Origin of the sequence: Tropicimonas aquimaris, from assembly GCF_042676185.1 — a bacterium.
GTDB lineage: Bacteria > Pseudomonadota > Alphaproteobacteria > Rhodobacterales > Rhodobacteraceae > Tropicimonas > Tropicimonas aquimaris.
In genome coordinates this window covers 1-13,803 of record NZ_JBHTJT010000045.1, presented here as the reverse complement: position 1 = coordinate 13,803, position 13,803 = coordinate 1, and the positions used below count along the sequence as shown (strand labels likewise).

13 protein-coding genes are annotated in these 13,803 nt (G+C 62.9%); 4 read left to right on the top strand and 9 right to left on the bottom strand.

The genetic code is table 11. From position 1 onward, the window contains the following. The first annotated feature begins 13 nt into the window (after positions 1-13). The 3 genes from ACFQ2S_RS18410 to ACFQ2S_RS18400 all read left to right on the top strand — a co-directional run bounded on the left by ACFQ2S_RS18410 (position 14) and on the right by ACFQ2S_RS18400 (position 1,747). The gene (locus tag ACFQ2S_RS18410; protein WP_386076722.1) at positions 14-103 is read left to right on the top strand and encodes an integrase core domain-containing protein; all 90 of its coding nucleotides are present in this window, start codon (positions 14-16) and stop codon (positions 101-103) included. Positions 104-417: 314 nt separating this feature from the next. Further along, entirely contained in the window at positions 418-732 is a 315-nt protein-coding gene (locus ACFQ2S_RS18405; protein ID WP_386076720.1) for a putative quinol monooxygenase, read from the top strand. Between the two features lie 46 nt (positions 733-778). Then, complete coding sequence (locus ACFQ2S_RS18400; protein WP_386076718.1) at positions 779-1,747, top strand: SMP-30/gluconolactonase/LRE family protein; 969 nt, start codon at positions 779-781, stop codon at positions 1,745-1,747. Positions 1,748-2,137: 390 nt separating this feature from the next. Here the strand turns inward: ACFQ2S_RS18400 and ACFQ2S_RS18395 are convergent, their stop codons facing one another. The 8 genes from ACFQ2S_RS18395 to ACFQ2S_RS18360 form a co-directional block, all read right to left on the bottom strand. After that, positions 2,138-3,100, bottom strand: coding sequence for a YHYH protein (locus ACFQ2S_RS18395; protein ID WP_386076717.1), 963 nt, complete (start codon positions 3,098-3,100; stop codon positions 2,138-2,140). A gap of 218 nt (positions 3,101-3,318) precedes the next feature. Further along, complete coding sequence (locus tag ACFQ2S_RS18390) at positions 3,319-3,768, bottom strand: hypothetical protein (protein WP_386076715.1); 450 nt, start codon at positions 3,766-3,768, stop codon at positions 3,319-3,321. Between the two features lie 437 nt (positions 3,769-4,205). Then, positions 4,206-4,697, bottom strand: coding sequence for a plastocyanin/azurin family copper-binding protein (locus ACFQ2S_RS18385; RefSeq protein ID WP_386076713.1), 492 nt, complete (start codon positions 4,695-4,697; stop codon positions 4,206-4,208). Positions 4,698-4,879: 182 nt separating this feature from the next. Then, entirely contained in the window at positions 4,880-7,546 is a 2,667-nt protein-coding gene (locus ACFQ2S_RS18380; RefSeq protein WP_386076712.1) for an arsenate reductase (azurin) large subunit, read from the bottom strand. Between the two features lie 18 nt (positions 7,547-7,564). Next, positions 7,565-8,116 (bottom strand): arsenate reductase (azurin) small subunit, encoded by a 552-nt coding sequence (locus ACFQ2S_RS18375; RefSeq protein ID WP_386076710.1) that lies wholly within the window; start codon positions 8,114-8,116, stop codon positions 7,565-7,567. Beyond that, positions 8,113-9,237 (bottom strand): cytochrome-c peroxidase, encoded by a 1,125-nt coding sequence (locus ACFQ2S_RS18370; protein ID WP_386076708.1) that lies wholly within the window; start codon positions 9,235-9,237, stop codon positions 8,113-8,115. The genes ACFQ2S_RS18375 and ACFQ2S_RS18370 overlap by 4 nt, the downstream gene beginning before the upstream one ends. A gap of 12 nt (positions 9,238-9,249) precedes the next feature. After that, positions 9,250-10,215: a cytochrome-c peroxidase gene (locus ACFQ2S_RS18365; RefSeq protein ID WP_386076706.1), complete on the bottom strand. Its 966-nt coding sequence runs from the start codon at positions 10,213-10,215 to the stop codon at positions 9,250-9,252. A 383-nt stretch (positions 10,216-10,598) separates the two neighbouring features. Next, complete coding sequence (locus ACFQ2S_RS18360; RefSeq protein WP_386076705.1) at positions 10,599-12,791, bottom strand: hybrid sensor histidine kinase/response regulator; 2,193 nt, start codon at positions 12,789-12,791, stop codon at positions 10,599-10,601. A gap of 84 nt (positions 12,792-12,875) precedes the next feature. Between ACFQ2S_RS18360 and ACFQ2S_RS18355 the strand changes: the two genes are divergently transcribed. Continuing rightward, positions 12,876-13,598, top strand: coding sequence for a response regulator (locus ACFQ2S_RS18355; protein ID WP_386076704.1), 723 nt, complete (start codon positions 12,876-12,878; stop codon positions 13,596-13,598). Here ACFQ2S_RS18355 and ACFQ2S_RS18350 read toward each other — a convergent pair. Then, positions 13,580-13,803: hypothetical protein (locus tag ACFQ2S_RS18350; protein WP_386076702.1), on the bottom strand; the 224-nt coding region annotated here is incomplete at its 5' end. The genes ACFQ2S_RS18355 and ACFQ2S_RS18350 overlap by 19 nt on opposite strands.

The window sequence follows — 13,803 nt, the reverse complement described above, 5'->3', positions numbered from 1 at the left end:
GCGCTTCGACAGCATCCAGCACGCGACGCGCGCCATCGGCGACTGGATCAGCTTCTACAACCATCGCCGCCCACATCAGGCGCTGGACATGCCCCCCCGCTGAGGCATTCGCACTAGCAGCTTAACCTGAGCAGATTCCGCTGGGTCGATACAACAACGAAAACCGGCCGCATTCGGCGCTCGGAAACTTGACGCCGAACGCCTTTGCGGCCCAACGTCAACCAACCCGAAAAGTCGCGTGACGACCGGACCAGAAACGGGGTGAAGTCCCGTCCCCCGTTTCCTAAACATAACGGTGGACCAGTTCAGATGGGGCACTCCACACCCATAGATCGGGCAGGTCGACCAAATGTTGTGTCACACCGGTTGAGCCGATAACGTTCGGACAAGTTCCAGACCATTGAAGGAAAATCGGGAATGTCCACCGTTCATGTCCTGGCCTTCATAACCACGAAACCCGGGCAACGCGCGGCGGTGCTGGAAAGGTTCAAAGCCAATGTCCCAGCCGTGTTGGCCGAAGATGGCTGCATTGCCTATGAGGCGACGATCGATGCAGAGGGTGCCGGAGCGATCCAGACCCCTGCAGGTGCCGACACCTTTGTCGTTGTCGAGAAATGGGCCAGCCTTGACGCTCTCGCAGCGCATGGTGCCTCCGCGCACATGAAGGCATATGCGGAAAGCGCGAAAGACATGGTGACAGCCCGTGTGATCCACGTCTTGTCGCCCAGCTGAGACCCGTCTTCGGCATGGCTGAATACCACCTCCAGGAGGCCTCAGGATGAGTGGAAAAAACCTGTTTCCAAATGGTTGGGAGCCAACGACGCGCTATCCCGATCCGGCTGTGCAATCGCTCGACCCGGCATTCGACAAGTACCGCTTGCGACTGGCCGCCGTCGAGAGGTTGGCGACCGGAATGCGTTGGGCAGAAGGGCCGGTCTGGTTCGGCGATGCCCGTCACCTCCTGTGGAGCGACATTCCCAACAACAGGGTGATGCGCTGGAGCGAAGAAACCGGCCGGGTCAGTGAATTCCGGGCGCCTTCGAACTTCGAAAACGGACATACGCGGGATCGGCAGGGCCGCCTGCTGTCCTGTGAGCACGGCGGCCGGCGCATCACCCGGACCGAGTATGACGGGACGATCACCACGTTGATGGACAGGTTCGAGGGCAAGCGGTTGAACTCCCCGAACGACATCATCGTGAAATCCGATGGGTCTGTCTGGTTCTCGGACCCTTACTTCGGGATTCTCGGAAACTACGAAGGCCTCAGATCCGAGCCGGAGCTTGGGCAGAACGTTTTCTGTCTCGATCCGGAGACCGGCGAGGCACGTATCGTGGCCGAAGGCATCGGCGGGCCAAATGGCCTGTGCTTTTCGCCGGACGAAAGCATTCTCTACATCATTGAATCCCGCGGCGTGCCACATCACAAGATCCTGGCCTTCGATGTCGCGGACGATGGACGCAGCTTGTCGAACCGGCGAGTGGTGGTGGATGCCGAGGGCGGCACCCCTGATGGAATGCGCTGCGATGTCGACGGCAACCTGTGGTGTGGCTGGGGCATGGGAGACCCCGACCTGGACGGGGTCATGGTCTTTGCACCGGACGGGAAACCCATCGGCCGTATCGCGCTTCCCGAGCGTTGCGCGAACCTCTGCTTTGGCGGGCGCGCCAACAGCCGCCTGTTCATGACCGCCTCCCAGTCCATCTACGCGATCTACGTGAATGTGGCGGGCGTTGCGGGCGGTTGAAAGCATAAATGACGTCGACAAGGCTTCGCCGAACGGCGTCATCGGTTACATCCCTGTTCGGGCTGTCGACCCTACGCTGTCGCAGATGACCCGCGTACGGCCCGACGCACCGCATGGTCGCGCGGCAAGGGCACACGCCGAGGTCTGAAGCTGTGTCCATTGGGACATTGCCCGACAGCCGGCAGTGACCGGCTGCGCCGCAGCATATGGAATAGGTGTCACACGGCAGATTGGGGCCGGAAGCATGGTTCCATCGGAGTTGGTTACCACCACGCGACGAGTTGCAGTTCAGCGCCCAATCTTCAATTTGTCGGAATACAACGGATGATGGCAGCTTCCCGCCATAGGTCGCGCCGCAATATGCTGATCTGATCGCGGGTCGCGGCATTGTCACCGGCAGTATTCGCCGCTCAGAACCTCGCCTCCATTGGTCACGGTTCGGGTGGTGAAGTCATAACAGCCGGGCTTCGCGGAGGGGGTGTAGCGGATGTAATGTTCCTCGCCCTCATAGCTGTAGTCCATGCTTCGGCTTCCATCGGGGTTCTCGGTAAAGACGAGGTTCTGGACCCCACCTTGCGGCGGTGTTCCCGGTGGTCCACCTTGTCCATTTGTCGCCATAAGCGGCGACACGCGGGGGAGACGGTCGAAGTCGGCCAGGACCCCCATCAGGCATTGCACGATATAGGGCGCTTCTTCCGAGGTGTGGTAGCGGTAGCCGAAGGTCTCGTCAGCCTGGCCGTTGCAGACATCGAGGTCGCCTGCGGCAATCACCGACCCGTCGGGATTGTCGTCGCCGTAGATCGGGAAGCCGTCAAAGGCCCAGCCGATGATCGCGCTGTCGCCGGCATTTGCCATTTGGTCAATCATGCAGGTCGGTTTGGCGTGATAATGGTAGTCATCACCGCGACCGGCATGGCCACCGCAAACATCGAGCTGATGTGTCCGGAGCGTGTCGTGCTGAGCCTGATGGTGGGCAAGATCGGCCACGCTCATCTCGCCGCCGCCGGTGTAGTCGTAGATCGGCACGCCATTGACGGCGACGCCCAGGGCGGCATCCCGTGTCAGCGGGGTCGTGCCGAGAGTGGGGGCAAGAAGGATCGGCGCGGCATAGTCGCCCGGGACCGGGACCTGTTCGTTCGTGCCGATGATCCCCGTCATCTTCTCGTGGTCCGGATAGGTATCGGACTGGATGATCGCGTGGCTGTCGGTGCAGGTGACGGTGACGCTGTCGCCAAAACCTGCGTCGGCCACGGAGACCTTGACGGCTGCACAATGATCGTCATGGGCGAAGGCCGCAGAGGCGGCGGCAATCGCCATGGACGTGGTGATCGACATCGTGAGGATGCGGGGCATGATCTGGGCTCCGTTCATTGCGCCTTACCTGACAGTCAGGCGGCAAAGAACCGTATTGCTTTGCTCGAGGTCGGCCCCCCAGATCAGCTGGGCGTCCTCTACCCAGTCAATCCGGTCATAGCCGTCCTTGGGGCTGACCTCCTGTTCGGAAAACGTACTGGCCTGAGGCCAATCCGAGGCATCGAAACCCGCCTGATCCCAGCCATCAGGTTCATCGATCACCTCGAAAGCGCAGGCCCCTTCGCCAGCGACAGGGTTCGCCTTGCTTTTTCGCAGGATTTGTCCAGCGGGGCGGTGTGGATGACCAGGCACTGCCAGTCCGAATTGCTGACGGCAACGGCTGCGCCCGCTGAATCCTTGATCTGCACGATCAGGCCCCCATCGCCCATCTGTTGGCGCCCGGTGCCGATGTATTCCAGGCCGGTGTCATTTTCTCTGAAATCCTTGGCGACGACACCGATCACGAAGGGGCGCTCTGCCTCGAAAGCGAAGCTTTCGGCATTGAATGACCGCTCGGTCGTGATGGGCACGCTGTCTTCGGCAACCTGCGTCCCATTGATCCGCATTTCAAACCAGTTGTCCGCCCACACGTCGGCGGAATAAATCTCGGCGGAGAGGGAGGTCGTGGAGACACAAAGTACTAAGGACGTGGCGATGGCGCGTTTCATGAGGCAATCCTGACGGTTGATCCATGTTGAACGGATCGAGGATAGAAATCCGTCGCGGAAGATCGAAGGTTCTCTGAAAACCACCAGCCCGCCGATGACAGCCTTGTTCCGCACTGTGGACCTCGACCTGCTCGACGATGCTGCACAGAACCACGAAGGATGGCTTCAGCGAACGCCGCGCCGCGGCGATGAGTGCCCTGCTCAAGGTCGGCTCAGGGCCGGTCACGTCGTTCACGAACGACGCGGGATCGCCCTTGCTCGCTGATGCAGAAATCTGCCGGGAGGGCGGAGTGCGGTCGTCTCTGCGCCTTTTATGGCCGAGCCCCGGAACCGGAGAAGCTGACATTAGACGTCCGTCTCCGCCCAGATTGGTGCCATTTCTGGGTTGCCGCCGACGTCATCGACAGATGGAGCAAGCGCTCCAGGCCTGGGCCGGGTCAGGGCAGCAGGCCGGAGGCCTCCGCGATCGACCTCAGCTTGTCCCTGGCTTCCTGCGACAACACCGTGGCATCGATCCGCGTACCAAGGTCGCCGCCCCCGTCCGGTGCGCCCACAACCACGAGCATCACCATGCCGAACAGACCGTGCCGCCGGCAAGTTATGCCATAGATGCCTTTTGCGTCGAAACGGACCACCGCCTCGGGGCGATACGAAATGCCAATCGGCGCGGCGCCTTCGGGCCACAGCTCCGGGATCGAGTGGACGGTATGGCCCCGGATCGAATTGCGGAACTCGACCTCGCCGCCCGGTTCGATCCGCAGGATGTCGGGCGAAAACTGGAACATGTCGTGGGCGTTGGTCGCAGCCACATCGGTGACCTGCTCGACGACCACCGGATCGGCCAGAGCGGCCTGCGCGACGACAAGGACGGCTGCGGAAATCGCCCAGCGGCGCAGGGCATGCTCGGGGAATGAGGGTGTTTTCGGCATGCCGTAGCTCCCTTGGTGATCGTCCGGAAAATTGGCTACCCTAGGGCGGCCCCGTCGCGCAATCCCCTACGATCCCGACCGGCGAACGACAACCGCCCGACCAGCGGCAGTGCGCCGTACCTGCAGGGCCACAATGGCGGAAGGCTCCCCGCCCGAAGCGGACGGAGAGCCGGTTTGCGGTTTCAGATGATCGGACGCGGCTTCAGCGACATCTCGAGGAAGTTGTGCTTGTAGGCACTCTCGCCGATCTTTCGCAGAACGCCGCGGCCCAGCTTGTAGCGGTAGTTACCGCTGACGGGGTCGGGCACTGCATGGCAGACCGAGTTCGCCATCGATCCGGGGAAGTTGAACGCCGCCTTGGCAACGCCCGGGCGGATCTCGTCCGACACGATCGCCACCGCCACGAACTGGCCCGTGGTGGTCTTGATGTGGCCGTGCTCCATCAGCTTGGTGAAGCTCAGGTCGCCGTCCTTGACGCCGATCGGCTCGCCAGTCTGGACGTAGACCGCGTCGTTGAACCCTTCCACCAAGTCGCCGGATTCGATGCCTTCGGGTGCTGCGTCATCGGGATGGATCACGATATGTGGCCAGGGCCAGCGCTTGGCGAGGTAAGGCTTGCGCAGGTCGTCGAAGCCCGATTGCCAGGTCTCATTGACTCGGCCGTTGGTGATCCAGATCTCGCCCTTGTCGGCGCGCGGCTTGATCGCCTCGTAGAAATCCGACCAGCTGTCGTTGTTCCACGGCGCTTTCAACATGTTGGCCTTGCCGGTATGCGTGCCGAAGGCATAGAGCCACTTCTGGTCGAACGTGTCGCCCTCGACTTCGCCCCAATCGTTGTCGGGGTCGTGCAGTCGCCCGGTGCCGACCATCTCGCCGTCGATCAGGCGAATGGGGGTCTGGATGCCAGTGGTGCCGAGTTCGCGCAGCTTTTCGTGGCCCGACTTGCCCTCCTTCTTGGCTTCCTTGACCAGCACGTTGTAGCTGAGCACCCCGCCACGCGAGAAGCGGGCGGCTTCCTCGAAGATCTCGTTGGAGTCCTTCCAGTCGAACCCCTCGTAGCCCATCTTCTGGCCGAACAGCCCGACGGCGTACCAGTCCGGCTTGGCCTCGGCCGGTGCGTCGTTGAACTTGGCATAAAGTCGCAGGCGGCGTTCGGCGTTGCAGCGGGTGAAATCCACCTCGCCCCAGCCGGCGGCCGGTAACACGATGTCGGCCAGCTGGGTGTTGAGCGGATCGACCGGGTAAATGTCGCTGTCGACCAGCACCATGCCGCCCGAATCCACCCGTGCCTTGAACACCTCGACGAGGTGCTCCTTGTCGACGCTGCGCGGCTGGTTGGGGTTGCGAGTGGTCAGGTCGGCGACCCGGCTCGCCAGTTCCTGGCTCGCCAGCATGGCCGGGAACCAGGTCAGGCCGATGGTCCACATGAACCGGACGTTGCCGTCCATCACCCAGCGATCGACGTTCAGCGCCTTCTTGCGGCGCCCGGGGTGCTTTTCGGGGCTGAGCCAGCCTTTGCCGCCGGAAATGCCCATGCCGCCGCGCTGGTGTCCGCCACCACGGCTGATCACCTGGCCCGGACGATTGCCGGCGCCGCAGATCAGGCCGAGCGAGGCCAGCGATGCGGTATTCATGTAGTTGTTGGACCAGTAGTTGCCCTTTTCCAGCATGAAGCTGGTCTTGGGGCGCGATCCGTCCTCGCGCGGCTTGGCTATCATCTCGGCGCAGCGCTGGATGTCCTCCGCCGGCAGGCCGGTGATCTCGGCCGCGGTCTCGAGCACCGCCGCGGGCTCCTCGGCGATGAACTTCTGGAAATCCTGCCAGTCGGACTGCCAGCGGCCCCAGGTGGTGCGCCACTGCCAGCGTGTGTTGCGGGTGCCACGCCCGTAGCCGGACTCGATCTCCCACTTTGAGTTGACCCACTTGTCGATGAACTCCTGGTCCTGCCAGCCGTTGTCGATGATGATCTTGGCCAGCGCCAGGTGCAGCACGGTGTCGGTGCCCGGGATGATCGGCAACCACAGGCCGCCGTTCTTGATCCCATATTCCACGCCCATGGTGCGGTGCGGCGTGACGAAGATCATCTTCTTGTCGGGGTTGTCGCCGGCCATCATCCACTCGGTGAACAGCACCGTCTTGGTTTCGTAGGGGTCGACGCCCGACAGGAAGGCGACATCGCACTTGCCCCAGTCCTCGTAGGTGGCGGCAAAGGAGTTGATGCCGGCATCGTCGAGCCCGGCGGCATCCTCGGCCGCCTGCGGCTTGTCATGCGGGGCATGGACGGGGGTGCCCACGCCGCGGCGCACCAGTTTCGAGATCGCGTAGGTGTTCTCGAAATACTCGTAGGAATAGGTCTTCATGCCCCAGGCGTGCTCGCCGTAGTTCTTCAGCACATGCTTGGACACTTCGGCCATCACGTCAGTGGCCAGATCCCAGCTTACGGGCGTAAGCACGCCGCCGATGCGGACCATCGGATATTTCAGGCGATCCTTGGTCGGCTTCTCGGGGTTGTAGATCTTCTGCGCCAGCGTGCCGCCACGGACCGAGTAGTTGCCATTGCGGTTCACGACGTCGGCATCGACGTCAGGCGTGACCACGAAATTGTGGGGCACTCCGTCGTGCAATCCGACGTTGTGCTGGGACCGCGCGATCCAGGGCGCGCCGGCGGTGGGGAAGTCGACGCCGAAGGCGTTCTGGTCCGCCTGCGCGCCACCTTCACTGCCAACGGGCCAGCGGAAGACCTTATAGGAACAGGCCACGATGCAATAGCTGCACGCCGTCGTAAGCACCTCTGCATCCGGCGGAGGAAGCGGCACGTGTTCGCGGTTCGGGGTGATGGAGTCTGCCATGTCTTGTTGTCTCCTCTCTCAGGCGCCGGTCGGGTTCTGGCTGTATCCGAAGAACAGCCCCATGACCCCCGTCGCCACGATGTCGTCGCCGTCGATTTCAAGAACGATCTGCGGCAGGCTCTCGACGGCGTGACCGGAAACGATCATGCCGTGCTTGGTCAGGTCGAAGGTGGAAAGGTGGAGCGGGCACGGCCCCAGCACCGAATGCTGGGCCTTGAACTCGCTTTCGCCCATGTAGCCGCCCATGTGCGGGCAGATGGTATTGAAGGCGACGATGTTGCGTCCCTCGCCAACGCCGCCACCTGCCGGCTCGTTCAGCATCATCAGCAGGTTCTCTACATCGTCGTTGGGATAGTTGAACGAGATTGCCGTGCCGGGCTGGAGCTCGGACAGCTTTCCGACGACCTTGCGGACATAGGACGAGGAGACAAGCTCCTGCGCCTCCGCGCCGGCACCGTAGGTTGCCAGGATGGCGATCGAGCTGCCGCCGAGGATCAGGAAGCTGCGGCGCGAGAGGGAGGAACAGGCGTGATCGTGGCCCACGCCCCGGGCCCTGGTGGCTTGGGTCATTTGTCAAACTCCGCCCAGGTTGCTGTTTCGGGAAGCTCCGGTTCGACCAGGAGCAGCGGTTCGTCCATCGAGAGCGCCTCGAGGAAGGCGACCAGATCGACCTGTTCGGTATCGGACAGGCCGAGCGGTTGCAGGCCGGCCGTCTGCCCCTCGCCGCCACCGGCATTGTAGAAGGCCACGACCTCGGCCAGCGTGGGGATCACGCCGTTGTGCATGAAGGGCTCGGTCCAGCGCAGTTCGCGCAGCGACGGCGTACGGAACTTGCCCCTGTCCCCAGGCCGCTTGGTCTTGAAGTAGAGGCCAAGGTCGGTGCCGGTGGTGCGATAGGTCTCCTCGCTGACACCCTTCTGGTAGACCTCCCAACGCTGGGTGATCTGGTAGAGCGGGTCTTCGACGAACTCGGGCGCCGTGGGCACTCCGGTGTTGTAGAAACGCTCGTCGGAAGCCAGCGCACCGTTATGGCAGGAGATGCAGCCGGCCTTGCCGTTGAATAGTTCCATGCCGCGTCGCGCCTCGTCACTCAGCGCGGCCTCGTCGCCGGCAAGGAACCGGTCGAACGGCACCTTGGTGGCATCGGTCACGATCGTGCGTTCGTAGGCTGCGATGGCGTCCCAGGCGTGGACTATATGCGGCCAGTCGGTGCCGAAGACCTCCTTGAAGGCTGCGACATACTCGGGAACAAAGCGCAGACGCATCTCCATCATCGAGCCGTCGCCGTTGCCGGCCACCGCGCCGCCGGCGGCAGCGGGCGCCTGCGATTCAAGCGAAGTGACGTTCCCCTCCCAGAATCCCTTGTTGTAATAGGCGGAGTTCAGCACGGTCTGACTGTTGCGCCAGTGCTGCGTGCCCGGGTAGCCGAACGAGATCGGCGAACCAGTTCCCCAGCCGAGATCCGGCAGGTGGCAGGCCGAGCACGGCATCGACCCGTTGCCCGAAAGGCGACCGTCCCAGTAGAGCTTCCCTCCCAGGGCGATCTTCTCCGGGGTCATCGGGTTGTCGGCCGGAATCGGAGGGGGCGGCAGCGTCGACAGCGCGGGAAAGTCGCCTTGCGCCAATGCCACCGCGCTTACGGACAGCACTGCCACGGTCGCGCCGAGGAGGGTTCTTGTGGTCTTTTTCATCGGTCCATCTCCTCAGTTCTTGCCGACGTCGCGCAGGGCGTAGGCCGGCAGTTCGGCCGCGGAGGCCGTCGGCGCATCTCCCGTCAGGCTCTCCAGGAATGCGACCAGATCGACCCGCTCCTCTTCGCTCAGTCCGAGCGGTGCGATCTTGTCGTTGCCGGCGTCGTAGAAGGCCACGACATCGGCCAGCGTGTCGAACACGCCAGAATGCATGTAAGGCGCGGTCTGGCCGACATCCCACAGCGACGGGGTGGCGAACTTGCCGATATCGGCCATGTCCTTGGTCACCACGTAGTTCCCGACGTCGCTGCGCAGGTTCATGTAGTTCGGCGTGCCCATGGTCGCGAAGTGCCGCAGCATGGTGATCTGGCGGTCCGCATTCTGCTGGATCTCAGGGTGATCGGGAACGCCGGTCGCATGCAGGTCGCCGTCCGAGAGCGTTGCGCCGCCGTGGCAGCCGATGCAGCCCGCCTTGCCGGCAAACAGATCCTTGCCGCGGAGCGCCGCGTCGGACAGCGCCGCGGTGTCGCCGCGCAGATAGGCGTCGAACGGGGCGTTCACCGTGCGGATCGACTTGATGTATTCGGCGACAGCGCCATAGATCCGGCCGCCGTAGGGCTCGTCGCCATAGGCCTCCTGGAACATGGCGTAGTATTCGGGAACCTGCTTCAGACGTTCCTGCGCCAAGCGGCTGTCCATATTCATCGTATGGGATTCAGTCAGCATGTCCCGAACGAGGGTGCCAAGGTCGGCCCCGTCGAGGCGTCCGTCCCACATCAGGTAGATGCGGTCGGCCACGTTGAAGAGGCCCGGCGCGTTACGGAAATACTCGACCCCGGTATAACCGCTCGATAGCGCCTGGCCGTCGCCCCAGCCGCTGGCGGGATCGTGGCAGCTCGAACAGGAGGTCCCTGTGTCGCCAGAAAGCCTGCTGTCGAAGAAGAGCATCTCGCCCAGTTTCGCTCTGGCTTCGTTCACCTCTGGGGCGTCCGGAAGCGGCCCAAACTCCTGAGAGACAGCCACAGGAGCGGCAACGCAGATGGCCGCCGCTACGCAAAATCCGGCAAGCGCGTGTCGCACGCGCGGAGATCTATTTTCCTTCATGGTTACTCCCTTCCAGCGCGGCCACCCGCGCCAATTGCTCGCTCCGTTGGCATCCAGGCTGTCGAGATGCGCGATTACATTGGCGAACTCGTCATCTGCCTTGAGGCCGGCGAAAGTCATCCTGGTCTTCGGGACTACGTCCTCTAAGTGTTTGCCGGCGTGACTTTCGAAGGAGCGTAGCAGGGGGACTCCTGTGACATGTGACGAAGGGCGCCACGAAATGTGATGATATGTGACGAGATGTGACGGCCCGCCTGTCAGCCGCTGTCCAGGTGGTCTCGCAGCCGACGCGCCAGCGTCACGGGGTCAACCGGCTTGGCGACGATCATCGGTTTCGGACCCGTCACCGTATCGGCTTTCGGCGTGAAGCCGGTGAGGAAGATGACCGGAATCGAGGGACGCAGCTGGCGCAACCCGCCCGCGAGAGCGACACCGTCAAGGTCGGGCATGATTACATCGGTGATGACCGCATCGAACCGGTCGGGATCGGCCCTGAAGATTCGCAAGGCTGCCGGAGACGAGGAAAAGGCCTCGACGTGATAGCCAAGGCGCGTCAGGGACCGGCGAAGGGTCGCCGCGATCTCGGCTTCGTCGTCCACGATCAGCAGGCGCTCCGTGCCGTAGGGCATGCCCTCTGCGACCTTGATGCTCTCCGCTTCGGGTGCGGGACAGGGCCGCAGGCGAATTGTGAAACACGCGCCCCGGTCCGGCGCGCTCTGCACTTCGATGGTTCCGCCCATGTCCGTCACCAGCCCGTGAACGACCGCCAGACCCAGGCCGGTGCCCTTGCCGAGCGGCTTGGTGGTGAAGAATGCGTCGAAGATCCGCCGTCTGACATCTTCCGGCATGCCGGGGCCGTCATCCTGCACGCGCAGCACGACACATTCGGGGTCCGTCATGCCATCCCCGGACGAGCGACCACCGCTGAGATCCACCGAAACCTTCACACATCCCGTCCGGCCGCCGATCGCCTCGGCCGCGTTTCCACAAAGGTTCATCACGATCTGATGCAGGTGGGTCGGATCGGCTTCCACCCAGACGGGATCTCCCTCCTCGGCAAACTCGATTCGCGTTGTCGGAACGGTCGCCGCCCGGACCAGCCGCAGCGCCTGACGCACGGCGCTACGCAACTCGGTCGGCACCGGGCTTCCCGCCTTGCGGCGCGCGAACCCCAGCAACTGCTGCACCAGCATCTGGGCCCGGCGCGCGCCGATCTCAATCTGTTCGATCTCGCCGGCAAGGTCACTTCCTTCCGGCGCGTCCAGCCCCGCCAGGTGCGCCGACCCGAGGATCGAGGTCAACACGCTGTTGAAGTCGTGTGCAACACCGCCCGCCAGCAGGCCGACGGCTTCGATCTTCTGGGCCCGCACCATCTGTTCACGCGCATGTAGGCGTTCGGTGATGTTCTCGCCGATGCCGAGGTAGCTGTGCGCATCGCCACCGGGACCAAGAAGCGGGAGAATGGTGCTTTCGACCCAATAGCTTCCCCCGTCCTTCTTCAGATTGTGAAGAACGCCGTGCCAGGGCTCGCCGTTGCTCAGAAGCTCCCGCATCTTCTGGTACTCTGCCGTATCGGTATCGCCGGATTGCAGGATCCGCGGCGTCTGTCCGATCACCTCGTCGCGACTCCAGCCGGACAATTCCTCAAAATGCCGGTTCACATACTCGATGTGGCCGGACGTATCGGTGATCATGATCGTAGCCGGACTCTGCTCGACGGCTTCCGCAAGCCTCTGTTCGCGCCGCTCGAGCCGGCGGCGCGCCACCAGTTCCTCCGACAACCGGTTCATGGCCCCACGCATCTGCTGCAGGATCGTCCAGAAGGCGAACGCCAGCAAGAGCGATGCCACGACGAGCAGCGCCATGGAGACAAAGCCGAGCCTGATGAGCTGCCGGCCCCTCTCGACCGACGCGATCAGCCGTTCCGACTGCTGCCGTCGCAGTTCCTGCCAGATCGCCTCGAGATCGCGAAGTCCCGCCGTGGCGGCGGCATCATCCACCCGGACCATCGCGTCCGTTCGCTCGATCTCCCACCCCTCCTCGGCAGCGAGCGTGGCAATCGCGATCTTGCTCCGATAGAGGTCTATCGTATCCACGATTGCCAGGACGGCCGCGCGTTCGGCATCTGAAATGGGCAGGTCGAGGTAGCCGGCCGTGACCCTGTCGAACTGCTCCAACTGCTCGAGAAGCTGCTTGTGATAGACGTCGTCCTGACGCAGGACGTAGTTCTTGAATGTGTGGATGATGCCGCCGTATCCTAGGTAGCCCCGAATGGAACTGATGGCAGCGCCCTTCCTGTCGGCTTCCGCCGAGAACTCGCTCCACCCGGTTGAGATCTCGATGAATTGCCGGCGGGTCTGAAAGCCGAGATACAAGCCCGTGACAACGATGGCGACAAGCAGCACGACGGCAGCGAGCGTGGTTGCGTTTGTTCGTTGACGCTGTATCAATTCCGGGATCCCGTCATCGACTTGCACTCTCCATGCAGGTCATCATCGTCACTCATTTCGGATCATGCGCCGCAGGAACACACCGTGTCGAAGCACATTCTGGTCGTCGACGACGATCGTCAGATCACCGACCTGCTGGAACGGTTCCTGAAAAAGCAGGGGTTCAGGGTAGCAACCGCCGGATCGGCAACCCAGATGGGGCTCTTGATGGAGCATAGGGATTTCGACCTTCTCATTCTGGATGTTGGCTTGCCGGACATCGATGGTTTCCAGGTCACGCGCGAGCTGCGCAAGACCTCGGCGATGCCGATCATCATGCTGACAGTCCGGGACGAGGTCTACGACAAGATCATCGGTCTCGAAGTCGGGGCGGACGACTACGTCGCAAAGCCCTTTGAGCCGCGCGAACTCCTTGCGCGGATGCGGGCGGTGCTGCGGCGGACGGAAAGCGCCCCTGCCCTACTCGGGCTTGCGGGTGGCGCTCGGCAGGTCACGTTTTCCGGGTTCGAACTGAACATGGACACCCAGAAGGTCAGATGCGGGCGCGGCAACGACGTTCCCTTGACCTCGTCGGAGTTCACCCTGCTTGCGGCGCTGGTCCAAAAGGCCGGCCAGGTCGTGACGCGAGATCAACTGATGGATCTTCTTTATGCCGGTTCGATCCACGTTACCGACCGCGCCGTGGACGCCCATATCGCACGGGTGCGCCGCAAGCTGACCCTGGCCGGAAACGACGGCGAGCTCATCAAGACCGTGCACGGTCAGGGCTATTGCCTCGCGTCCGAGGTTCATGTCGGATCGGAGTGATTTGATCGCTCGGTATGATCGGCCGCATACTGCTCTTCGGCATACTCGCTCATTACAATATTTTCGCCCACCATTTCGTCGATGGCCAATCTGTCCGACAGCGGCGCCAATTCCGCGGCTGCATGTCTTGAACTCCTTGCTTCTGGGGAGCCTGATCTGACTGGTCCGGTTTGATTGTTAGTGCATGACCCGCCTTGGTTCCATC

What these genes read in the sequence shown, in the direction of transcription:
- ACFQ2S_RS18405 (WP_386076720.1), top strand. Translation starts at nt 418, where the DNA reads ATGTCCACCGTTCATGTCCTGGCCTTCATAACCACGAAACCCGGGCAA.
- ACFQ2S_RS18385 (WP_386076713.1), bottom strand. Translation starts at nt 4,697, where the DNA reads ATGCCGAAAACACCCTCATTCCCCGAGCATGCCCTGCGCCGCTGGGCG.
- ACFQ2S_RS18395 (WP_386076717.1), bottom strand. Translation starts at nt 3,100, where the DNA reads ATGCCCCGCATCCTCACGATGTCGATCACCACGTCCATGGCGATTGCC.
- ACFQ2S_RS18400 (WP_386076718.1), top strand. Translation starts at nt 779, where the DNA reads ATGAGTGGAAAAAACCTGTTTCCAAATGGTTGGGAGCCAACGACGCGC.
- ACFQ2S_RS18390 (WP_386076715.1), bottom strand. Translation starts at nt 3,768, where the DNA reads ATGAAACGCGCCATCGCCACGTCCTTAGTACTTTGTGTCTCCACGACC.
- ACFQ2S_RS18380 (WP_386076712.1), bottom strand. Translation starts at nt 7,546, where the DNA reads ATGGCAGACTCCATCACCCCGAACCGCGAACACGTGCCGCTTCCTCCG.
- ACFQ2S_RS18375 (WP_386076710.1), bottom strand. Translation starts at nt 8,116, where the DNA reads ATGACCCAAGCCACCAGGGCCCGGGGCGTGGGCCACGATCACGCCTGT.
- ACFQ2S_RS18370 (WP_386076708.1), bottom strand. Translation starts at nt 9,237, where the DNA reads ATGAAAAAGACCACAAGAACCCTCCTCGGCGCGACCGTGGCAGTGCTG.